Source organism: Rubidibacter lacunae KORDI 51-2 (genome assembly GCF_000473895.1).
GTDB classification, from domain to species: domain Bacteria; phylum Cyanobacteriota; class Cyanobacteriia; order Cyanobacteriales; family Rubidibacteraceae; genus Rubidibacter; species Rubidibacter lacunae.
Window position 1 is genome coordinate 139,825 of sequence record NZ_ASSJ01000049.1, and the last position, 21,709, is coordinate 161,533.

The following is a 21,709-nucleotide window of genomic DNA, read 5'->3' on the forward strand; positions in this document are numbered from 1 at the left end:
CGGCTGTCAAATTACTCCGCGTAATGAGACCTATCGCCCTTTCGTGTTAATGCTTGTTGGTACTGCACCAGTCCTAGTTGCCCGCTCGGAACCAAACAACCAAAGCAAAAAAATCCAGCGATCGCGAGTCGTGATGTCCAAATAGGTGCGAAATTCAGGGCTGGCAAAGCATCTGCAGGATAGCCGTTGAAAGATTTAGGTCGAATAGCCAGCGAGGCGATGCGGCTGCCGAGCAATCATCTAAGGCGCAAGAAAATCCAGCAGAGATAAACTTCAGCAGAAAGGGGGCCGACGACTTGCCGTGTTTCGTCTCGACCCCCTAACTTGTTCGCTCCCCACACGAATTTAATATTACACGCATTTTCTCCACTGCACAACTCCCAAATATTTATTTCAGACACTTGACAGATCCGAATTCAATTGCGTGAAAAAGTCACGCCGATTGTCTGCCTGGGAGCAGTTTCCCAGCTTCATCCGGACGCCAAAGGAGAGCATTTAGCAGTTGGTAGGCGATCGCGAGGCATCCCAAGCGAATACGCGCGTGCGCCAATTCGACGTCACCCCACATGCGGCAATACCGGTGCAAGTTCAGGGCGGCCGTCCCCAGTGTCAGCGCCAATTGCTCCCAATTTGCGAACTCTGCCGACTCCAATGCATCGATTGCGTCCAGCAGCTGACCGAGCAACTGCCGCTCGGCCGGGGCATGCAAGTTCAACCGGGCTGGCTCGCTCCCCACTATCAACCACGGCATTGGATGCGGTTGCTGCCAGTGCAAGTTACCAGCTGCATCCCATTTCAGAGCAATTGCACCCGCGCGCGCGCCCATCTCAAGCAGCGAACGGCACCGATCGCGCGCGTATTGCGTGGCAACGATACTCCTTGGTAAGTCCACCGCGGCTTGTGGAGAAGCGAGCGTTACGTCGAGAGACTGGGACGGCACCGGCACCCCTACCAGGACAGGAGCACGCAAACACCTTTGCAACCACGTTGAGATCGCCCGATCGCTAGGCGAGCAGACGATCTCGGCCGTTGGGAGCGCGGAGGCGTAGCAATCGACCGGCCATTCGGGTCGGGATAGTACGGATGCGGTCAGCGCTCGCGCAATCTCTGAAGCTGGGTACCCCGTTTGGGCGGCGAGGACGTGGGCGATCGCCGTGCGGTAAATAATCGACGTGTCGTGGCGGCAACGACGTAAGGAGATTCGCTTAGGGGCAAGTTCGACAGTGGCTACTTGTACCTGCAGACAATTTTGTATGAACTCCCAAGCTGTTGCCAAAAGCGCTTGCTGGAAGCCGACCAGAAAAGATGTCGGAGTTTGTAGTTCGCTTGACGAAATTGCTTTAACGTATGTATATTTTGCTACTTAGCATCCAATGTAAGATTATCTTAGTCGATATCGAGCGATTGCACTAACCCTTCAATCGGGCGATGCGACTTGTCGACCCCGCTGCTCTGCTGCAATCGCGCCTATGTACGGCTCAACAACGACTTCTACGAACGAAGCCTCGCGACCTTTCGTGACTTGGCAGCGTATTCTCGATTGGGCACAGACACATTACCGCGAGCGCACCTTTACCAAGGACGAGCGCATTCCAGCGCGACCCGGGCTGCTGTATCTATTACACCGTGGAGCCGTACGTTTGGTCGGCTCGGCCCGGGAATCGGCAGCGTCTCCCGCTTCACTGCCAGATGGCAACGAGGAGACCTTTTTAGGGTTTGTGGGTGCCGGTCAGCCGTTCGAGATCGTGGCGCAGTCTCCGTTTACGCTTCAAGCTTTTGCTCATGTCGAGCAGACATCTGTTGTATGGATGTACTGGCACGATTTGGATAACTGGCCGCACTTTCGCTGGGAAATTCTCGATGCCTTCCGGAGACAGCACCAGCGCAAACTGATTTGGCTGAGCACGCTCGGGCAGCGCCAGACAATCGATCGCTTGTTAGGATTTATCACGCTGTTAGTTGAAGAGCATGGCGAACCCTCTGAGGGCGGCTACTATCTGCCGTTCCCGCTGACCCACGCCCAAATTGGTAGCGCGATCGGCTCGACCCGCGTTACGGTCACGCGCTTGATGGGCAAGCTCCGCCAGCGCGGCGAAATTTCCATTGTCGGCGACAATCTTATTTGCTTGCCAACCCCTAACGGTCAACTGCGCTCGTCGGTTGCCGAGCTCCAATTGCTCTCGGAAGATGACCCGGACGACGATGCAGATTTAGCAGATTTAGATAGTGATGCAGATGTCGACAGGGATGTCGACAGTTAGGTAAATCGAGGACTCAGTTTTGCCTGTTTTAACTCAGTTGCAATCTAGTTGCTACTATAGTTAAGCGCTTCTGGGCGGCGCTTTTGCGGACGTGGCGGAATTGGTAGACGCGCTAGATTTAGGTTCTAGTGTCGCAAGGCGTGAGAGTTCGAGTCTCTCCGTCCGCATTTTCAGCGAAAGAAATTAATGATTTGAGACTCTGGTCTGTGAAATGCCCAATCTGGCAGATGCGTTTGGACTACACGTACAGCTCCAGCTCTAAAGCTCGTGAAGCAGACAATGACGCAATTGGACGGTACTTTAATCGGACGGTGTGGCGATCGCGCAGAATAATCGAACTTTGCCGAGATCGAGATGATTTCTAGCCTGGATCGATTGTGTCGCCCCCAGCAACCAATGTTCGGATGAATGTCGGCGAGGACAAACGACCGGCAGCGTCGATACTCCTAGTAAGCTCATGTCTTTGTCTTGGCACGTTGGAACAGATTTTCCATATGCCAAAGAGCGTACCTGTTCGCGAACCATAAAGACAGTCAACCCGAACATGCGTGAAGCACGTTCACGTGGAGGGTTCCCAACGTCGTTTTTCTAGGCAGCTGTCGAGCCATATCAACGCGTCGAGCTTCGTAACGCGATCGCCCGCAGTCTTGTCCCACCATTCGGTTGAGCTGCCGACAACGACCCCTATAGATATTCTTAAGATTGGTAATGCTTATCGAATTTATTCATTCTACTTTGTGATGCAACGGTCTCGGCTCCTTTGCTAGTGCGGGGCAGGGCTTACGCTTCATCGGAAACTCGGCTCAATTTTCCCCACAAGTGCGGATAGATTTGAGTTCGTCGAACAACGTAAAGCCAGTTCTAGTGCTCCAGATCGCTGACACACTTGTCCATTCGTGAAGTAGAAATTTAGCAAGAGTTTGCCATGAGTGCTGAGTAGGCTTTTCGCTTAGTACGCAACTAACGAATTGTCATATCTGCCTCTCTAGCGCTACTGGAGTCAACTCAAACACCTTAGCGGCCATGAAACTGCTCTATAAACGCACCCGCCCCATACCAACCGCTAACCTGTCGCAATCGCGGTCGGTTTCCCATTGAGATACCGCAATTGCCGCCACTCGGGCACCGCAAGTGGTTTCAGGTGCAACCGAAGCAACAATCGGCGATCGCAAGGGCAGCCTGCCAGATGGAGCGACTGAGAGGAACGCGCAGCGAGAGCAATCTCACAGCGCTGAGGAGCAGAGCTAAAGGGTCGAAACGCCGGTCAACAATCGAGAATGCTAATCGAACCGGATTTCCAGTCAATAGGGCTAGCGCCAGTTCCAGGAAAAAGCGGCAATTATTGGAGTGGAACGGATTGGATGCGACCGGCATCCATCTCCGACATCAGCAACTCGAGTGCTTCAAAGTCAGTCTCTGGTATATGACCTAGACGCGTCAGCTCGGCATTAATGCCAAACTCGATCTCCGGCGTCAGCTTGCGGACGTAGAGAGCTTTCTCGACTAACTTGCGGATTGCGTGCGTGCTATACACTTTCGAACTCCCACCTCTTACCGGTCCGAATCGACCGGCATTTTCGCAACGAAAACTGAAACTCCACTAAGCAGATCTGGGGAAAACCATGAAAAAAATATAGATTCTTTTAACTAAGTTTCCGACTTCCGCACGATGCGGAGCTGAAATCTCCATTTCATGAACTTGCACACCCGTGCAAGAATACGCTGCATTTAAACTCCAACTATTCTTATTAAACACCACTTCTGCTCTTGTTTGTTTAGGAAAATTGTGTTTCCTGATTCAGGAAAACCGATGCTTCCATTCGGAAATTCCCATTGTTTTTCAGAGCCTTGTGCCAGTTTTTGAGGCGAACGCATCAATCGGTCCTCGAGAAAGGTTGCACTGCGCTGTCTGCAACTGCCCTGCGGTAGCCTAGGAGCAGAACGTCCGGGAAATCTCGCACGATTTAACAGCAGGACTGCTTCACAAACGCCCGCAATGACTGCCACGATTCATTCGTTACTAACGCCCGAGATTACGAAACCCGCCCGCTATCTCGGTAACGAGTTGGGTGCGCGACACAAGCCTTGGGAGAGCGCCGATGTGCGCTGGGTGCTGACCTATCCCGAGGTTTACGAGGTCGGTGCGTCCAATCTGGGACACATCATTCTCTATAACGTCCTAAACGCTCAGCCGCACCAACTGTGCGATCGTGCGTACCTACCTGCACCAGACTTAGCGGCAAAACTTCGGGCGACGGAGACGCCGCTATTTGCCTTGGAGTCGCGGCGATCGCTGACGGAATTCGACATTCTAGGCTTTAGCCTCAGCTACGAGCTGGGCGCGACGAACGTTCTCGAGATGCTGGACTTAGCAGGCATTGCATTGGTCTGGCAGGAGCGCGCTGAAGAGGCCCCTCTGATATTTGCCGGCGGTCAGACAGCAACTTCAAACCCCGAGCCCTATGCTGACTTCTTCGATTTCCTCGCTCTCGGCGACGGCGAGGAACTGCTGCCAGAGATTGGATTGATTTTGTCAGATGGCAAAGCAGCCGGACTGTCGCGAGAGGCACTTTTATTGGATCTGGCTCAGGTGCCGGGCGTTTATGTGCCGCGGTTCTATGCCGTATCCGATGACGGCGCCGTGCACCCGACGCGATCGGATGTCCCACCACGGGTCCTGCGGCGAGTAGCTCGACCGCTCCCTGCCTATTCGACCGGATTGGTGCCCTTTGTGGAGACGGTCCACGATCGCCTGACGGTGGAGATCCGGCGGGGGTGCACGCGGGGCTGTCGCTTCTGCCAGCCGGGAATGCTGACGCGACCGGCACACGATGTGGAACCCGAGCAAGTGGTCGACGCGATCGAGCGCGGGATGCGGGCAACTGGATATAACGAGTTTTCACTGCTGTCGCTGAGCTGCTCGGATTACTTAGCGCTGCCGGCAGTAGGGATGGACATCAAAAACCGCCTTAAGGACGAAAATATTTCCCTGTCCTTACCCAGCCAGCGGGTCGATCGCTTCGATGAGAATATCGCTCACATCATCGGGGGCATCCGTAAAAGCGGTCTGACCTTCGCGCCGGAAGCGGGAACGCAGCGGATGCGAGACGTAATCAACAAAGGGTTGACCAATGAAGAGTTATTGCGCGGCATCAAGACGGCCGTCGAGCAGGGTTGGGATAAAGTCAAACTCTATTTCATGATCGGGTTGCCGGGTGAGACAGATGCAGATGTGATTGGCATTGCCGAGACCATTCGCTGGTTGCGTCGCGAGTGTCGCGCCCCCAAGCGCCGCCGCCTAGATTTCAACGTCACGATTTCAAATTTCACTCCCAAACCGCATACGCCGTTCCAGTGGCACTCGGTTTCAACGGCGGAATTTCTGCGCAAACAAGCGTTGCTGCGCGCTGAGTTCCAAATGATGCGGGGTGTCAAGGTCAATTTCACCGACGTCCGCATTTCGGCAATGGAAGATTTTGTCGGTCGTGGCGATCGCCGCTTGGCACCGGTGGTACGGCGCGCGTGGGAGCTGGGAGCCGGTATGGATTCCTGGTGGGAAAGCTTGGACAAAGCCTTCGGAGCCTGGGAGCAGGCAATTGGCGAAGCGGGCTTGGACTGGAAATACCGCCAAGTAGATGCAGGCGAGTGGGACGTTACAGCCGCGCTGGCAGCGGACGGCGATCGCGAGCGGCTGTTGGATGCCCCGCTGCCGTGGGACCACATCGACTCGGGCGTAGACAAAGGCTGGCTCAAAGCCGATTTGCAGAGAGCCTTGGAGGCCGCTACGGTGCCGGATTGTTCATACGAAGGCTGCTCCCAATGCGGGGTTTGTGGGCTGGACTTCGGGCACAACATCGTCGTTGAGCCGCCGCCGATCCCGACATTTGCCGGACACTCTCGATCGGACTGCCCGCGCGTGCAGCGGTTGCGGATGCGGTTTGGCAAAGTCGGTGCGATGCGGCTGATCAGTCATCTGGACTTGGTGCGCCTGTTCGATCGGGCGGTGCGGCGGGCAAGTTTGCCGATCGCGTTTACCAACGGCTACCATCCAGGGCCGCGCATTTCCATTGCCAATGCGCTGTCGTTGGGAGCAACGGGGAGCGGCGAGATCGTCGACTTCGACCTAAAAAACCGAATGGAGCCCGAGCAATTCCGCCAGCAGCTGGCCGCACAGCTTCCGCCCGAAATTCCACTCCACAACATTGAGGAAGTCAGTCTCAAGGCATCGGCCACGAGTTTGCTGGAGCGCGCCGAATACCAGGTCGCGATCGCGGCAGCTGACGTCAAGCAATCTGCTGCTGCCGAACAATGGCTAGCGTGGGTGCGCGCGATCGTCGAGCGAGCGGACATTCCCTGGGAGAAAACCGCTAAGTCAGGCAAAGTCAGGGAGGTTAATTTACGCGATCGCCTCTACGACCTCGAATTGTTGTCAGTCGTAGAAGGCGTCGCGACGCTGCGTTACATTGGCAGCTGTCGCAATGACGGCACCTTGCTGCAGCCGGACCACCTGACGATTATGTTTGAGCGCGTCGGCGATCGCGAGTTCCAGCTCCAACACGCCCACCGCCACCAGCTGTTTTTGCGAGCCGATTCGGAAGAGCCGTCAACAGATTCCTAGAGATCTCTTATGAACCTGCTGGCAAGTGCCCGCATTGGGTTCGGTTGGCTCGAGCAGGACTGCAACCATCATCAGGTAGAGAGAGAACGGGCGTGGTGTCCGAGGGTGGCGGCGATCGCGACCTCCACTTCGCACTTCGCCGCCCCGGTTGGCACAATGCGATTGTGATGTACGAGCCAATCAGATTCGGTCGCCAGTTCCAAGGAGAGATCTTTGATCTACAGCCGCGATAAAAAGCTGCGCGTGCGCCAGCACGTGAACCCGCTCGCTCAAAAGTACCAAACGTCTTTCGAACCGCCTGACTGGAGTGCAATCTATCCAGCCAGTCACCAACCGCTGTTTCTCGACATCGGCAGCGCTCGGGGATGGTTTCTGTTGGAGATGGCGCAGCGATCGCCCGACTGGAACTACCTCGGTTTAGAGATTCGCCAACCCCTGGTTGATGAAGCCAACCGCCGCAAGACTAACCTCGAGTCGAGCAATCTGCATTATTTGTTTTGCAACGCTAACATCGCTCTGCCCGCTCTGTTGGCATCGCTCCCGCCGGGTGCGTTGAACTACGTTGCGATTCAGTTTCCCGATCCCTGGTTCAAGAACCGCCACGCGAAGCGCCGAGTCGTGCAACCCGACCTCGTTACTTCCCTGGCCATGTATATGAGCGACGGCGGAACTGTTTTCTTACAATCCGACGTGCGCTGCGTTGCCGAAGAGATGCGCGATCGCTTTGCAGCCAGTCCTCACTTTCAGCCGACCAGTGCTAGCTGGCTGCCGGAAAATCCGTTAGAAATTGTCACCGAGCGCGAGCGCTCTTGCCAGGATCGCTGTTTGCCGATTTACCGCCTGCTGCTGCGTAAATGTCGTATTGGGGTGCCGGGATCGGCCTAGCCCTTTCAACAATCGCCTAACGCTCGGCTAGCGATCGCGACCGAACCCGTCGCTTGCCGGAGGGTTGTCCGGCTTGTGTAACGGAATGCAAAGTATAATAAATTGCGGTTGTGGCTCATGGGTGGTAAGGGATGCAAGTAGCGATCGCCGGCGCGGGTTTGGCCGGACTGTCTTGTGCGAAGTATTTGGCAGATGCCGGACACGAACCCATTGTTTTAGAAGCGCGGGACGTTTTAGGCGGTAAAGTTGCCGCTTGGAAAGACGAGGACGGCGACTGGTACGAAACGGGTTTGCACATCGTGTTTGGCGCATACCCGAACATGTTGAAGCTATTTCGCGAGCTAAATATTGAAGATCGGCTGCAGTGGAAAGAGCATTCGATGATCTTCAATCAGCCGGAGCAGCCCGGTACCTACTCGCGCTTCGACTTTCCAGATATTCCCGCTCCGGTCAACGGCATCGTTGCCATTCTCCGCAACAACGACATGCTCACCTGGCCGGAAAAGATTCGTTTTGGGATTGCGCTGATCCCGGCAATCCTGCGCGGTCAATCTTATGTTGAAGAAATGGACAAGTACTCTTGGTCTGAGTGGATGGCCAAGCACGGCTTGCCAAAGCGCATCGAGAAAGAAGTGTTCATCGCCATGTCCAAGGCCTTGAATTTCATTAACCCCGACGAAATCTCCGCCACGATTTTACTGACAGCACTCAACCGTTTTCTGCAGGAAAAAAACGGTTCGAAAATGGCGTTCCTCGACGGCTCTCCGACCGAGCGTCTCTGTCAGCCGATCGTCGATTATGTCCGCGATCGCGGCGGTGACGTTCGCTTGCGCGCCCCGCTCAAAGAATTCCTGCTGAATGCCGATGGGAGCGTGCGCGGGTTCCTCTTGCGCGGTCTCGACGGTGCCGAGGATGAGGTATTGGCAGCCGATCTTTACGTTTCGGCAATGCCGGTCGATCCACTTAAACTGCTGCTGCCCGCACCCTGGCGGCAGATGCCGTATTTCCAGCAGCTCGATGGTCTTGAAGGCGTGCCAGTGATCAATCTGCACCTGTGGTTCGATCGCAAGCTCACTGACATCGATCACCTGCTGTTCTCCCGCTCCGATTTGCTCAGCGTATATGCCGACATGAGCAACACCTGCAAGGAGTACGCCGATCCCGAGCGCTCGATGCTCGAACTGGTACTTGCCCCAGCTAAGGATTGGATTGGGCGGTCGGATGAAGATATTGTGGCGGCGACAATGGTCGAGCTCGAGCAACTATTTCCGCAGCATTTCACGGGCGATTGTCCGGCACAATTGCGCAAGTACCGCGTTGTCAAAACCCCGCGCTCGGTCTACAAGGCTACGCCTGGCCGTCAAGACTGCCGTCCCAGCCAAAAAACTCCGCTCGCCAACTTCTACCTTGCTGGTGACTTTACAATGCAACGCTACCTCGCGAGTATGGAAGGTGCTATTCTCTCGGGCAAGCTCGCGGCGCAACAAATTGTCTCCGACCTCCAAGCCGGTTCCGTATCGGCAGCAACAGATAAAGCCCTGGCAACCACAAGCGCTTGAGCGAGCACCCGATCCTGCCTCGCAAGTCGCCCCTGCTCGACTCGAAGGCCCCGATGTTTGTTCGAAAAATTACGCTCGGACCTTACCTCGGACGTCGCTAAGCGTCGAAATAATGGGAGAATCTTTGAGTGGCTTTCTGAAGGCATCTAGCTATGGTGTAGCTGCTCGTCCCTCAACCGCCCGCGATGAATGCTGCAATTGACAAGACTCCAGCCGCCCCGATCGCTAGCCTCTACTTCTGATGCCTACGAATACTGTCGTCGGGTCACGGCGGAGTACTCAAAAACGTTTTACCTCGGCACCATGCTAATGCCGCCGGAAAAGCGTCGGGCCATTTGGGCTATATACGTATGGTGTCGGCGGACGGATGAGTTAGTTGACGGCCCCAATGCTAGCCAGACGACGCCGGAAACGCTCGACTGCTGGGAAGAGCATCTCAACTCGATTTTTGCCGGCCGTCCGATTGACGCTCCGGACGTCGCTCTCGTAGACGCGCTCGAACGGTTCCCGATCGAGATCCAGCCGTTTCGCGACATGATCGACGGCCAGCGGATGGATCTCTACCGCAGCCGCTACGAAACCTTCGAAGAACTGCGCCTGTACTGCTATCGCGTGGCAGGTACAGTTGGGCTGATGTCCAATGCCGTGCTGGGTTTCGACGATTGCCTGCGCACCGCACCATGGGCAACAGCAACACCAGAGCCAACCGACGAGGCGATCGCGCTGGGAATTGCCAATCAGCTGACAAACATCCTGCGCGACGTGGGCGAGGACGCGCAACGCGGGCGCATTTATCTGCCCCTTGAAGACCTAGCGCTGTTTGACTATAGCGAAGGCGACCTCTTGACCGGTATCAATGACGAACGTTGGCAAGGGTTGATGCAATTCCAGATCCGGCGAGCGCGGAAGTTTTACGCTGAAGCCCAGAGAGGGATTAGCAAGCTCAGTGCCGACGCTCGCTGGCCGGTGTGGGCGGCGCTGATGCTATATCAGGGTATTTTGGGCGTGATCGAGCGTAACAATTACGACGTGTTCTCGCAGCGGGCTTACGTGGCGCAGTCGAAGAAATTCTTATATTTGCCGATCGCCTGGTTGCGAGCGCAAGCTCTGTAACTTGGGGCAGCTCTGGCACGGTGCTCGGTGAGAGTGCGTTCGCTAGAGTGTGAGAGAATCGGGCGGGCTTGCGAGCAGCAGTTGCGTGGGAGGGAAACGGTGCGCTTGTTTAAAACCGTTGCCGGGCTGCGCTGCGAATTGGCGCGCGTGCGGCAACAAGGAGATACAGTCGGATTCGTACCGACGATGGGTGCGCTTCACGCTGGCCACGATTGCCTCATCGAGCGCGCGATCGCCGAAACGGATTGCACTGTCGTTAGTATTTTTGTCAATCCGTTGCAATTTGAGCCCGGTTCGGATTTCGAACGCTATCCGCGCGATTTGGTCGCCGACTGTTGTCATTGCGAGCACTTGGGCGCGCGCATTATCTTCGCGCCGGAGGCCGGAGAACTTTACGGGAACAATGCCGACGGCTTCGGTTGCGAGGCAGGGGGGGCAACTCGCAATCCGACTCGCGTGCTGCCTCCACCAGAGATGTTACGCGTGCTATGCGCGCCCTATCGACCGGGGCACTTTGAAGGCGTTGCTGATGCAGTTATTCGGCTCTTAAACATCGTGCAACCAGACACAGCGTATTTTGGCGAAAAGGATGCTCAGCAGCTAGCAATTGTGCGGTTGTTGGCATCGGATTTAAAAGTACCGGTAGATATCCGCTCGGTCGAGACGGTGCGCGAACCGTCGGGGCTGGCATGTAGCTCGCGCAATCGTTACTTAACGTCGGGACAGCGGGCGGCGGCGGCGGCGATCGCCTACAGTCTCAATAAAGCCTGCCATGCCTTCGGAGCTGGGGAACGCAACAGTAATGTCCTCGCGTCCCTCGTCAAGCGCGAACTCGCCACGGTTCCAGAGTTGCGCGTGGAATATGTGGAGCTGGTCCACCCGCAGACGCTTGCGCCCCTGGCGGAGATCGCCGATCGCGGCTTGTTGGCAACGGCCGTGTATTTAGGGGATACGCGCTTGATCGACAACGTATTGCTGCGGCAGCGCCGTCCGGTGGTGGCGATCGACGGTCCGGCCGGCGCGGGGAAATCCACCGTGACGCGGCGAGTGGCGAGCAAGTTGGGCTTGCTGCATTTGGATACGGGGGCGATGTACCGTGCGGTAACGTGGTTGGTACTCGAAACTGGTGTCGCCCTCGACGATGAAGCGCGGGTTGTCGAAACGATCGCTCCAGCAGCCATCGAACTAGTTCCGGCCGCGACGCCCGACGAGCCCGCCCGCACTTACATCAACGGCAAGGACGTCACCGAGGCGATTCGCACGACGCACGTGACTCAGCACGTGTCGCAGGTGTCGGCGCTGCCGGCCGTAAGGCGCATGCTGGTGGCGCGGCAGCAGCGCTACGGCGATCGGGGCGGGATCGTTGCCGAGGGGCGCGACATCGGTACCCACGTGTTCCCGGATGCCGAGCTGAAAATTTTCCTGACAGCCTCCCTGCCAGAGCGCGCCCGCCGTCGTGCCCGGGATCTAGAGCAGCAGGGTCGCGCGCCGGTCGACCTCGCCCAACTCGAAGGCGAGATCGCCCGCCGCGACGACTACGATCGCTCCCGCGCCGTGGCACCCCTGACCAAAGCCGACGACGCGATCGAATTGCTGACCGACAACCTCAGCCTGGTGGCCGTCGTCGATCGCATTGCCCAACTCTACCGCCAGCACCTCGTACCGCCAAGTTCGTCCGAGCAGCGTTCGCACCGATATCGGGAATAGAGTCCCTCGCTCTGCCAAAGCGCCTCCGAACGCGCGTACGGAAATAGAGAACAGGCGATCGCGACCGACTTGCTCCAGTCGCGCGGCCGAAGCGCGATCGCCGCTGCCACCGTCAGACTTGCTAGCGACGCACTCCAACCTAGCCCGCGTCCCAGGAGCTGGGCGATCTTGCGATCCGATGAAAATACCGGACTGAGGCGTTTGCGTCGGTCGGCGGTAAGCTGGCACATGGGGAATCGATCTTCGGTCAAGGGCGCGATCGATGCCGTAGCTGACGGAGTACCTAAAGGCTCCAACCAACTGCAAGCAGTTTGTCTGCGTTCAGATTGCTCGAATAGCAGTGGACGAATTGCACGCAAACGCTGCTTTCACCGGCGCACGAGGCCGCTCGCTTGACCGATCCGTGTCGGACGACGCCGAAGGCGAAGATGCCCGGCACGCTGGTTACCTGCAATAGTCGGATTGCGGGCGAGCGTACAGCCGGAAATGTGTCCAGTCTCTGGATCGTGCAGGTCGCCGACCGTGAAGTGAAACCGCGCTCTTCGCGGCGGCTCGAGTCGCACAGCCCACTCGGGATGGGGGAAGACAAAAAGGCAAGTTAAATGGTTGTGGTAGCATGCTTTGCGGCTCGATCGATTAAATGCTCGGCTTGGTTGCTCGGATGAAGACTTATGGGTGCGACCTTTGTCAACCACCACGTGAGAAGCGATCGCCGCGAGCCCGTGGAGCAGGCCGTGCAAACCCTCTCTGAGGCGGGGGCATACCTCTCGACAGCTCGACAGGGTTGGGTTTCCATCTTCGACCAAGCTGTGGAAGAGCAGTTTGACGAGAGTGGGGTCGAGCAGTTTACCCGACAGCTCTCGGCTCAACTTGAGTCCATCGCAATTGGAGTTGTTGTTAGCGATAGCGACTCGATTTTGCTATGGATCTACGGCCGCGATCGCCAACAGCTCCATTACGTTCTGGAACCCTCCCACAAGTCACACGACAGCAAAGCTCTTTGCACGGCATTGCAACATTGCAGTAGCACCGGGGCATCGTTCGAAGACTTCGCTGCCGTTTGCCGTCGCCAATACGAGTTTGCGGAGGATTGCTGGGGCGACCTGGCCGAACTTCTGGGTATTCCGCGTGCCTTTGCGGATCTGGACTACACTTCCATCGCGGATGGGGAATTTGATGAAGTGGGGCTCGTGGCGAGTGACCTCCTCGCCGTTGGTGAGATTGAGTCGTCAGGGGGTCGTGCACTCCCGGCAGGTCTCTCTAGTGTTGGCGAACAGTATCTGCTCGCAGTTCAACAGCAGCGGGGATTGTCGCCGGCTCCAGGCGGGCAGCTTCCCAATGAGTCCCCGCTCGTCGAAGCTGTCCGATCGGGAAATGTCGCTCGGGTACGATCGCAGCTAGCTGCAGGAGCGAATGTCGAGACCACCAACTGGGAGCAATCGGCAACTTTGCTAGCGATCGCGGCTGGAGAAGGTCATCTCGAACTCGTCGATCTACTACTGGCAAGCGGAGCCCAAATCAACTTTGAGTACGATCCCTGGAGTCTTCAACCACAGAGACCCCTAGCATCTCCCCTAGAATGTGCGGCTAGAGGCGGGCACGAAGCCATTGTTGCGCGCTTGCTTGCCGCCGGAGCAGAGCTTGGAGCCGGCCGCAGTGCTCTGTACGCCGCTGTTGTTGGTGATTGCGCCCCTCTGGTCCGCATGTTGCTGGCAGCCGGAGCCGACCCCAACGGAGACGACCCCAAAATGCCACTCGGAATGGGCATGACATTGTTGATGAGTGCAGCTCAGCTGGGCGCAGTCGAAGTCGCGATCGCCCTCCTCGAAGCAGGCGCAGACCCCAACCGTCGCGATGAGGAAGGCTGGACTGCTCGCTGCCATGCCCAGCGTTACGGGCAAGTGCAGTCTTGCAACTGCTGGACAGGCACTCTCAAACTCCACCCAAGCGGTAACCTTATGCGGCAAGAACTGACGCGGAACTGAATATTAGGGGCGTGGCGGAGCGATTGCACTACCGCCGTCGCCACGCCCATAGCGTTACGCTCCCCGCTGCAAACACAACGAGTTCAGTTGACGTGAGTTCGACAGTGCGTGATGGCGGGATCCCTACTGGAAAAGGCTTTTCGAGATCGCAATGTGATTGCTTTTTCTCAATAGTTTCTATTGCATGCGAAATGCTACCCCTATTCTCAACTAAAGAGTTTGCTGCGACTAAACTACGACTACTTTGATATTCGATCCCCTCTTGGCAAGGGTTTCAGCAGTCGGTTCTATCGAACTTACATCAGTTGTCAATGCCCCCGACAACCTCGCTAGCATGACTCGTTAGCATGATAGGCGTCCCCAATTCCCCGCTGTAATGGTATCCACGCCTGCTGAAGCTAAGCCGCTTTTGCAAGATCGCGATCGCCTCGAAGAACGCTTGCGGGAAATCCCCCTGCAACCGGGCATTTACCTGATGCGCGATAAAACCGGGCATATCCTCTATATCGGCAAGTCCAAGAAGCTGCGATCGCGGGTGCGTTCGTACTTCCGCAAGTCCGGCGACCTCAGCGAATCGAAGCAACTGATGTTGCGTCAAGTGGTCGACATCGAATTTGTCGTCACCGACACCGAAGCTGAAGCCCTCGCTCTCGAAGCCAATCTCGTCAAGCAGCACCAACCTCACTTCAACGTGCTGCTCAAAGACGACAAGCGCTATCCCTACCTCTGCATCACTTGGTCCGAAGAATACCCGCGTATCTTTATCACCCGCCGCCGCCGGCTCGGGCGCCAAAAAGATAAATACTACGGTCCCTACGTCGACGCGCGCGCGCTGCGCATGACCTTACGGCTCGTGCGGCGGATTTTTCCCCAGCGCCAGCGCCCCCGCCCCCTGTTCAAAGATCGGCCCTGCATCAACTACCACCTCGGTCGCTGCCCCGGTGTCTGCCAGGGAATGATTTCCTCGGAAGACTATCGCAAGACCATTCAGAAAATAGCCATGGTGTTTGAAGGGCGATCGGTCGAGCTGGCAAAGGCTTTGGCACAGCGCATGGAAGTTGCCGCCGAGGAACTTAACTTCGAGCTGGCCGCTCGCCTGCGCGATCGAATCGCAGCGCTAAACGCCCTCACTGCCGATCAAAAAGTCTCGCTGCCAGACGACACGGTTTCGCGCGACGCGATCGCTCTCGTGGCCGACGCACAACACGCCTGCATCCAGTTGTTTCAAACTCGCGCCGGCAAACTCGTCGGGCGATTGGGCTTCTTCGCCGACATTGCCGTCCACCGCGCGGGCAACGATCCCGGCGCGATTCTACAGCGGGTCCTGGAAGAACACTATGCGCGTGCCGACCCGATCGAAATTCCCAGCGAAGTCATTGTCCAGCACGACTTGCCCGATCGCGAATTCGTTGCCGATTGGTTGAGCGGATTGCGCGGGCGCAAGGTTTCGATCGTTGTGCCGCAGCGCCAAGCCAAAGCCGAACTGATCGAGATGGTAGAGCGTAACGCCCGCTATGAACTCGAACGCACACAGCGCGTTGCCGATCGCAATGCCCAAGCCCTGCAGGACCTCGCCACGATCTTGGATTTGCCCGAGCCGCCCAAACGCATCGAAGGCTATGACATCTCCCACATCCAAGGTGCCAATGCCGTTGGCTCGCAAGTGGTGTTTGTAGACGGCATCCCCGCCAAGCAGCATTACCGCCACTACAAGATCAAAAATCCCGCCGTTCGTTCCGGGCGATCGGATGACTTTGCCAGCCTTGCAGAGATCGTTCGACGCCGCTTCCGTAAGTTCGCCGAAAACCCAGACCTAGATCGGCAAGGCAATCCCGACTTCCCCGATCTAGTCGTCATCGACGGTGGGAAAGGTCAGCTGTCATCGGTGGTAGCCGTACTGCAGACCATGAACCTCCTGCAAGACGTTGCAGCGATCGGTTTGGCCAAACGGCGCGAAGAGATTTTCTTGCCCGGCGAGTCGCAACCGCTACCCACGAACCCCGAGCAGCCGGGCGTGCAGGTGTTGCGGCGCTTGCGCGACGAAGCCCACCGCTTTGCCATCAATTTTCACCGCCGCCAGCGGACAAACCAACAGCGGCGATCGCGCCTCAACGACATTCCCGGTTTGGGTCACCACCGCCAAAAGGAACTACTCGCCCACTTCCGCTCCATCGACTACATCCGCGAAGCCTCGCCCGAGCAGATTGCCGAAGTCCCGGGCATCGGTCCCCGCTTGGCTCGGCAGATCTACAACTACTTCCACCCGGCGTAACCGCGACGCTACCCAAGATGATTTTTTTGGGGATATTTGACTCAATTCTAGACCCCCGTCACCTCAGGATAGAAAAAGAAGGCGAGCGCGAGCGTCGCGTAAGTTGCCAATAATAAGCAGCCTTCCAACCAGTTCGACTTGCCATCGGAGCTAATAGAATTAGCAATCAGCACTGCCACCGCCACCGCCACGAGTTCGAAGGGGCTGAAATTCAAATCCATTGGCTGACCGATGATCCACCCGACGATGACGAGGATCGGACCTACAAATAGGGCAATCTGCAGCGTCGAACCGACCGTGACCGACACCGATAAGTCCATCTTGTTCTTCATCGCCACCGTCACTGCCGTCACGTGCTCCGCGGAGTTACCGATAATGGGCAGCAAGATCACCCCCGTAAACAGCGCCGACAACCCCAACGTGGCAGTCGCTTCTTCCAGCGATGTCACGAGAAATTCTGATTCGACCCCCACAACCACCGTCACTACCAACAACACGACGATCCAAAGCGTCAGGTTGACGTCCTCGGGCGGCTCGCGATCGCCTTCGGGATCCACCTGTGCTTTGCCCACGTCGTGGAGATAGGCATGCGTCTTCATGGAGAAGAACAGGGTCAACCCATATACGACGATCGCCACGACGGATACTGCCACCGACAATCGCTGCAGCCGCAGCTCGCTGATGCCGCTTGAGTTAAGGTTCAACGCCGTCGGCAGCAAAATTGCGATCACGGCCAGGTTCATCGCCGAAGCATTGACGCGCGCAATCTCCGGCTGAAACACCTGTTCCTTAAATCGAATGCCGCCGAGCAACATCGCAAACCCCGATACCAGCAGCAAGTTGCCGACAATCGAGCCGGTAATTGAGGCCTTAACCACGCTCACGAGTCCGCTCCGCAGTGCCAGGAGCGCGATGATCAGCTCCGTTGCGTTGCCGAACGTGGCGTTCATCAATCCCCCCAGCGTCGGACCTGCCACGATCGCGATCTCCTCAGTTGCCGTGCCCATGAAGGCTGCCAGCGGCACGATCGCCAACGCCGACAGGATAAAAACCGTTGCCGCACCCCAATCGAGAAACTCGGCAGCTAGAGACATCGGTACGAACAGCAGCATTATGAGAAAAAACTTGTTCTTATTGCTCATCGCGTTGCAAATACCTCACGCCCCCAGATTACCCGACTGTTCGTTGAAGGCAACCGTCGCACATCCGCAGCTGAAACGCGAGGTATGACGAGCGCGCCGCCAGTCCCGAGCCTACCCCATCGCACCAGCAGCGCTCGTGCTAGTGCGGCCGCAGACGGCTGCTGCACCCAGGCGATCGCCAATGAGTCCGACGCGAGTACCCGTATGAATCTAGCGCAGCGTGCGGGCGCGGGCAGTGCGGTGCGCGCGGGTTGCAGCCGGGCTAGCCGGACTAGAAATTTGTTTTACTTCCACTCGGGGTGCTGCTCGGCAGTATGGTGGATATCGAGATCGTTGAGATGGCGGATGAGTTGATAGAGCCGACCGAGGTCGCGCTGGTTGAAATCGAACACCAAACGAGGTAATCCGGCCAACTCCCCGTTTTCTTCGGGCAAGGCGTCGCGCTGGAGAATCGCGCCACCGCGCAAGATATCGCCGAACTCCTCATTGAGCTGCCTGAGTTGCAGTTGCGAGATCGCCGCATTCAAGCGCATCACGAACCACCGACCCGCATAGCGGCTGGAGTGATAGAGGCGGTAAAACTTCTGAATCGCCGCACACGCTACGTCCAAGTCGTCGGTCAAGGTGTAGATTTCTGCATCCTCGGGGCTGACCAGCCCGTTGCCAATAAGGTGCTCGCACACGTATTCGTGCCACGCGCGCCAATAATTGCCACCGGGTTTGTCCACCAACACTAGCGGTACGGGTCCGTGACGTCCGGTTTGGCAAAGAGTCAGACATTCGAATGCTTCATCCTGGGTACCGTAACCACCGGGGAACAGGGCAATTGCGTCGCTCTCTTTAAGAAAAAACAGCTTGCGCGTGAAAAAATACTTAAAGTCAATAGCTTTGGGATCGCCGGCAATGTAAGGATTTGAATCTTGCTCGAACGGTAGCTGAATATTCAGCCCGAAGGAGCGCTCGGCTCCAGCTCCCTCGTTGCCAGCTTGCATGATCCCCCCGCCGCCGCCGGTCATCACGGCAAATCCCTGCTGAACCAGACAGCGCGCGAAGTCTCGCGCCATTGCATATTCCGGCGTATCGGTCGCAATGCGGGCCGAGCCAAAGATTGCGACTTTGCGCGTGTGGGTGTGGGTGCGAAAAACTCGGAAACCGAGCTGCATGTCCTGTAGGGCACCTGTGAGGATCTTCCAATCAAGGCGCTCTAAATCTTCCCCAGCAATGCCTACCAGCAGGTCGAACGCGCGTTGGATGAGGTCGCCGTTCTGCTTGGTTGGCGCTCGCTCAATGAGGTTGCCCAGCCGCTCTTGAAGCGAATAGCGGCGGTCCTCGGCGTGAAATGAACCCATATAGCACCTCGCTGCAAGGCTCGCCGCCAACCGTGCTTGCAAAGGGAGCCCTGGAGCGATCCTATCGCGACAGGGTGCCCGTAATTGGAATGACTGAGAAATTCCTGTCAAAAAAGCACCCCGACGAACGGGGTACTAGACATAACAGGAGCGGGCCCGGTGCTTCTCGCCCATAAATTCAAGACGCCAGCGCCAGGGCAACTCTAAACCTTTTAAGCGGAACTTAGAGATACTTCTCGAGAGTGTTGACCAAAGTGGCTTTGGGAACGGCACCGACTACCATATCTACTCGCTGTCCGTCCTTGAAGATCATCAGGGTCGGGATGCTGCGAATGCCGTACTTGCTCGCAATACTGGGATTGTCATCAGTATTAACTTTGACAACTTTTACTTGCTCTGCGAACTGGTCCGCAATCTCCTCGACAACCGGCGCGACCATCCGGCAAGGACCGCACCACGGCGCCCAAAAATCAACTAAGACGGGAACGCCACTTTGAATGACCTCGGTGTCGAAGGTCGAATCCGTAACCTCTGCAGCTGCTGCCATGCCCAGAATTCCTTACTCGTCGGGGTCTTAATATACTAGGCGATTTTACCACAGCCGCCGAATGCCCTCCGCGCACAGCTTTCGCCGTAGCTGAGCAGTCTACCACCGAGCTGCCAGCCCGCGATCGCCACTTTCGGACTGTTGCTCCGTCGTAGTCAACAGATGTAGATATCTTTCGAAATATTATCGATATGTTAGGCAACTGCAAGTCGCGATCGCGCGGAATCCCCCCAGGATTCCATGAAAAAACCGCCTAAAGAAACTTCAGGCGGGGTGTGGTGTGAGGAGTGAACGGAAATCTTACTTTCCGTCACATTCCATTCTAGTCTAGGTAAGCGCGCCCGACTCGGGTGGATTTTACTCGTACGTACGTTCGGTCGAATGTTGGAAAAAAGCGTCCACCATCCTAATAACATTACAAGTATCAATGCTGTCTAAATACCCCCTGTCGCTCAACGGGTATGCAGATCGGCAATAATGCCGCTGCCGATCGCCGTCGGCGCGCAGGGCGCATTTACGGGAAGAGAAACAAACGATAAATGTTACAAAAGTTCGAGGAACGGGCGGGCCTGCGGTTGGCTATCGGCGGCGCGATCGTGTTTGGGGCGATCGCGCTGGCGTTAGTCCTGCACCGGCATTTCACGTTTTACTCGTCTTACGACCAGGGCATTTTCAATCAGGTGTTCTGGAATGGGATCCACGGGCGATTTTTCCAGAGTTCCTTGTCCTCACAGCTTTCAACGAATGTGGTGCATGCGGGCGAGGTGCCGGCCGTCAACTATCACCGCTTGGGGCAACACTTCACGCCCGCTCTATTGTTATGGCATCCCCTCTACGCGCTGGTACCGCATCCGGCAACGCTGTCGGTGTTGATGGTGGGATTGGTGACGGCAGCGGGTTTCGTGCTGTACGCCCTGGCAAGGCTGTACGTGGAACCAAGGGTAGCCGGACTAATTGTCCTCAGCTACTACAGCGCCAATGCCATCTTGGGACCGACACTGGCTAATTTCCATGACGTCTGCCAGATGCCGCTTTTCATATTCGGGCTGCTGCTGTCGATGGAGAAACGTTGGTGGGGGTGGTTTGGGGTGTTGGCTGTGCTAACGCTCGCCGTGCGCGAAGATAGCGGCATTGCCCTGTTTGGGGTGGGCGCCTACATGGTTTTGAGCCGGCGGTTTCCGCGCATCGGACTGGCAACGTGCTGTGCGAGCTTCATTTACATGGTGGCCTTGACCAATGCGATCATGCCGCTGTTTTCCGACGACATCTCCAAGCGGTTCATGTTGGAGCGTTTCGGGCAGTACGTGGACGGCGATGAAGCCACGACCCTTGATGTCATCCGGGCGATGCTGACGCAGCCCTGGTTGCTTGTAGCGGAGCTGGTCACGCCGGTGGGTCGGACGTTGTCGTACCTGTTCGGTCAGCTCTTGCCCTTTGCGTTCGTTCCGATCGCATCGCCGGGTGCCTGGGCGATCGCGGGATTTCCGCTGCTGAAGTTGCTGTTGGGTCGGGGCGATTCCGTATTGGCGATTTCAATTCGCTACGCGATGAACGTGGTGCCGGGATTGTGTTATGGGGTAATTTTGTGGTGGGCAGGTCAAGGCTGGCGGACGTTCGGACAGTCCCTGGAACGCTGTCGACCGCGCGTGCTAACGCCACGTTTGCGCCGCGCGTGGGTTGGTTGCATCTGCCTGTCGCTATTGCTCACGGTGGTGGCAAATCCCAACCGGACGCTGTACTTCCTAGTACCGGACTCGATCGAACCGTGGGTGCACATTTCGCTGGCAGAACAATGGCCGCGATCGCGCCAGATGCACGCACTGCTGGCCGAGATCCCTTCAGAGGCAAGCGTCGCGGCAACAACTTATTTCATCCCCCATCTATCAGGCCGGCGCGAGATCGTTCGCTTTCCGACATTGGAGTTGCTCGATGATAGTGGAACAGTACAGCGCGTCGAGTACGCGATTGCCGATTTATGGCGGCTGGAGCGCTACCAGGTGGCGTTTAAGCACGATCGTGCCCTCCTGCGTTCCGCAGTGGCAACAATCGACGAGCGGACGGCTAGCGACGAGTACGGCATCGTGCGCTGCATCGATGGCGTGGTGCTGCTGCAACGGGGCGTTGCCTCGGATGCAGAGGCTGTTGCGAATTGGCAAGCCTATCGACAGCAGATCGCGCCAACTTTGACCGCAGCCTAGCGCGATCGGCTAGGTTGGGAACGGCTTCGATCGTCAGACGTTCGTTCGCGTAGGTTGGCGCGATCGCCTTATG

16 protein-coding genes and 1 tRNA gene are annotated in these 21,709 nt (G+C 57.0%); 10 read left to right on the forward strand and 7 right to left on the reverse strand.

The window, feature by feature from the left end; translation table 11 throughout:
• Positions 1–433: 433 nt before the first annotated feature.
• The gene (locus KR51_RS09085) at positions 434–1,276 is read right to left on the reverse strand and encodes a hypothetical protein (RefSeq protein ID WP_022607018.1); all 843 of its coding nucleotides are present in this window, start codon (positions 1,274–1,276) and stop codon (positions 434–436) included.
• A 241-nt stretch (positions 1,277–1,517) separates the two neighbouring features.
• On the opposite strand from KR51_RS09085, the gene KR51_RS09090 reads away from it, so the two are divergent.
• Together KR51_RS09090 and KR51_RS09095 are read left to right on the forward strand one after the other, a co-directional pair.
• The gene (locus KR51_RS09090; protein ID WP_232214576.1) at positions 1,518–2,261 is read left to right on the forward strand and encodes a Crp/Fnr family transcriptional regulator; all 744 of its coding nucleotides are present in this window, start codon (positions 1,518–1,520) and stop codon (positions 2,259–2,261) included.
• A gap of 85 nt (positions 2,262–2,346) precedes the next feature.
• A tRNA-Leu gene (locus tag KR51_RS09095) sits at positions 2,347–2,428 on the forward strand.
• 1,172 nt (positions 2,429–3,600) lie between these two features.
• On the opposite strand, the gene KR51_RS09100 is transcribed toward KR51_RS09095, so the two are convergent.
• The gene (locus tag KR51_RS09100; RefSeq protein ID WP_022607024.1) at positions 3,601–3,795 is read right to left on the reverse strand and encodes a hypothetical protein; all 195 of its coding nucleotides are present in this window, start codon (positions 3,793–3,795) and stop codon (positions 3,601–3,603) included.
• A gap of 462 nt (positions 3,796–4,257) precedes the next feature.
• On the opposite strand from KR51_RS09100, the gene KR51_RS09105 reads away from it, so the two are divergent.
• Positions 4,258–6,879 carry a TIGR03960 family B12-binding radical SAM protein gene (locus KR51_RS09105; RefSeq protein ID WP_022607026.1) on the forward strand — a complete coding sequence of 874 codons (2,622 nt, stop codon included), beginning with the start codon at positions 4,258–4,260 and terminating at the stop codon, positions 6,877–6,879.
• A gap of 71 nt (positions 6,880–6,950) precedes the next feature.
• Here the strand turns inward: KR51_RS09105 and KR51_RS20960 are convergent, their stop codons facing one another.
• A complete protein-coding gene (locus KR51_RS20960; protein ID WP_269634904.1) occupies positions 6,951–7,082 on the reverse strand; it encodes a hypothetical protein in 132 nt (43 codons plus the stop codon).
• 10 nt (positions 7,083–7,092) lie between these two features.
• On the opposite strand from KR51_RS20960, the gene trmB reads away from it, so the two are divergent.
• The 4 genes from trmB (at position 7,093) to KR51_RS09125 (ending at position 12,143) form a co-directional block, all read left to right on the forward strand.
• The gene (gene trmB, locus KR51_RS09110; protein ID WP_022607028.1) at positions 7,093–7,764 is read left to right on the forward strand and encodes a tRNA (guanosine(46)-N7)-methyltransferase TrmB; all 672 of its coding nucleotides are present in this window, start codon (positions 7,093–7,095) and stop codon (positions 7,762–7,764) included.
• A gap of 131 nt (positions 7,765–7,895) precedes the next feature.
• Entirely contained in the window at positions 7,896–9,323 is a 1,428-nt protein-coding gene (gene pds / locus KR51_RS09115) for a 15-cis-phytoene desaturase (RefSeq protein ID WP_022607029.1), read from the forward strand.
• A 189-nt stretch (positions 9,324–9,512) separates the two neighbouring features.
• Positions 9,513–10,436, forward strand: a complete 924-nt coding sequence (gene crtB / locus KR51_RS09120; protein ID WP_022607030.1) for a 15-cis-phytoene synthase CrtB — start codon at positions 9,513–9,515, stop codon at positions 10,434–10,436.
• Between the two features lie 99 nt (positions 10,437–10,535).
• On the forward strand, positions 10,536–12,143 hold the full coding sequence (locus KR51_RS09125; RefSeq protein WP_022607031.1) for a bifunctional pantoate--beta-alanine ligase/(d)CMP kinase: 1,608 nt from the start codon (positions 10,536–10,538) through the stop codon (positions 12,141–12,143).
• On the opposite strand, the gene KR51_RS19605 is transcribed toward KR51_RS09125, so the two are convergent.
• On the reverse strand, positions 12,080–12,373 hold the full coding sequence (locus tag KR51_RS19605; protein ID WP_232214577.1) for a hypothetical protein: 294 nt from the start codon (positions 12,371–12,373) through the stop codon (positions 12,080–12,082). The two genes, KR51_RS09125 and KR51_RS19605, sit on opposite strands and share 64 nt — an antisense overlap.
• A 441-nt stretch (positions 12,374–12,814) precedes the next feature.
• On the opposite strand from KR51_RS19605, the gene KR51_RS09130 reads away from it, so the two are divergent.
• Entirely contained in the window at positions 12,815–14,128 is a 1,314-nt protein-coding gene (locus KR51_RS09130; protein ID WP_022607032.1) for an ankyrin repeat domain-containing protein, read from the forward strand.
• Between the two features lie 376 nt (positions 14,129–14,504).
• Positions 14,505–16,400: an excinuclease ABC subunit UvrC gene (gene uvrC, locus KR51_RS09135; RefSeq protein WP_022607033.1), complete on the forward strand. Its 1,896-nt coding sequence runs from the start codon at positions 14,505–14,507 to the stop codon at positions 16,398–16,400.
• A 47-nt stretch (positions 16,401–16,447) separates the two neighbouring features.
• On the opposite strand, the gene cax is transcribed toward uvrC, so the two are convergent.
• The 3 genes from cax to trxA form a co-directional block, all read right to left on the reverse strand.
• Entirely contained in the window at positions 16,448–17,542 is a 1,095-nt protein-coding gene (gene cax / locus KR51_RS09140; RefSeq protein ID WP_022607034.1) for a calcium/proton exchanger, read from the reverse strand.
• A gap of 284 nt (positions 17,543–17,826) precedes the next feature.
• Positions 17,827–18,891 (reverse strand): LOG family protein, encoded by a 1,065-nt coding sequence (locus KR51_RS09145; protein WP_022607035.1) that lies wholly within the window; start codon positions 18,889–18,891, stop codon positions 17,827–17,829.
• 223 nt (positions 18,892–19,114) lie between these two features.
• The gene (trxA, locus tag KR51_RS09150; protein ID WP_022607036.1) at positions 19,115–19,438 is read right to left on the reverse strand and encodes a thioredoxin; all 324 of its coding nucleotides are present in this window, start codon (positions 19,436–19,438) and stop codon (positions 19,115–19,117) included.
• A 539-nt stretch (positions 19,439–19,977) separates the two neighbouring features.
• Between trxA and KR51_RS09155 the strand changes: the two genes are divergently transcribed.
• Positions 19,978–21,636, forward strand: coding sequence for a DUF2079 domain-containing protein (locus tag KR51_RS09155; protein WP_022607037.1), 1,659 nt, complete (start codon positions 19,978–19,980; stop codon positions 21,634–21,636).
• Positions 21,637–21,709: the final 73 nt, after the last annotated feature.

Excerpts from the sequence above, each read along its gene's own strand:
- KR51_RS09105 (WP_022607026.1), top strand. The coding sequence starts at position 4,258 with ATGACTGCCACGATTCATTCGTTACTAACGCCCGAGATTACGAAACCC.
- KR51_RS09130 (WP_022607032.1), top strand. The coding sequence starts at position 12,815 with ATGGGTGCGACCTTTGTCAACCACCACGTGAGAAGCGATCGCCGCGAG.
- trxA (WP_022607036.1), bottom strand. The coding sequence starts at position 19,438 with ATGGCAGCAGCTGCAGAGGTTACGGATTCGACCTTCGACACCGAGGTC.
- uvrC (WP_022607033.1), top strand. The coding sequence starts at position 14,505 with ATGGTATCCACGCCTGCTGAAGCTAAGCCGCTTTTGCAAGATCGCGAT.
- KR51_RS09145 (WP_022607035.1), bottom strand. The coding sequence starts at position 18,891 with ATGGGTTCATTTCACGCCGAGGACCGCCGCTATTCGCTTCAAGAGCGG.
- pds (WP_022607029.1), top strand. The coding sequence starts at position 7,896 with ATGCAAGTAGCGATCGCCGGCGCGGGTTTGGCCGGACTGTCTTGTGCG.
- cax (WP_022607034.1), bottom strand. The coding sequence starts at position 17,542 with ATGAGCAATAAGAACAAGTTTTTTCTCATAATGCTGCTGTTCGTACCG.
- crtB (WP_022607030.1), top strand. The coding sequence starts at position 9,513 with ATGCTGCAATTGACAAGACTCCAGCCGCCCCGATCGCTAGCCTCTACT.
- KR51_RS19605 (WP_232214577.1), bottom strand. The coding sequence starts at position 12,373 with ATGTGCCAGCTTACCGCCGACCGACGCAAACGCCTCAGTCCGGTATTT.
- KR51_RS09155 (WP_022607037.1), top strand. The coding sequence starts at position 19,978 with ATGTTACAAAAGTTCGAGGAACGGGCGGGCCTGCGGTTGGCTATCGGC.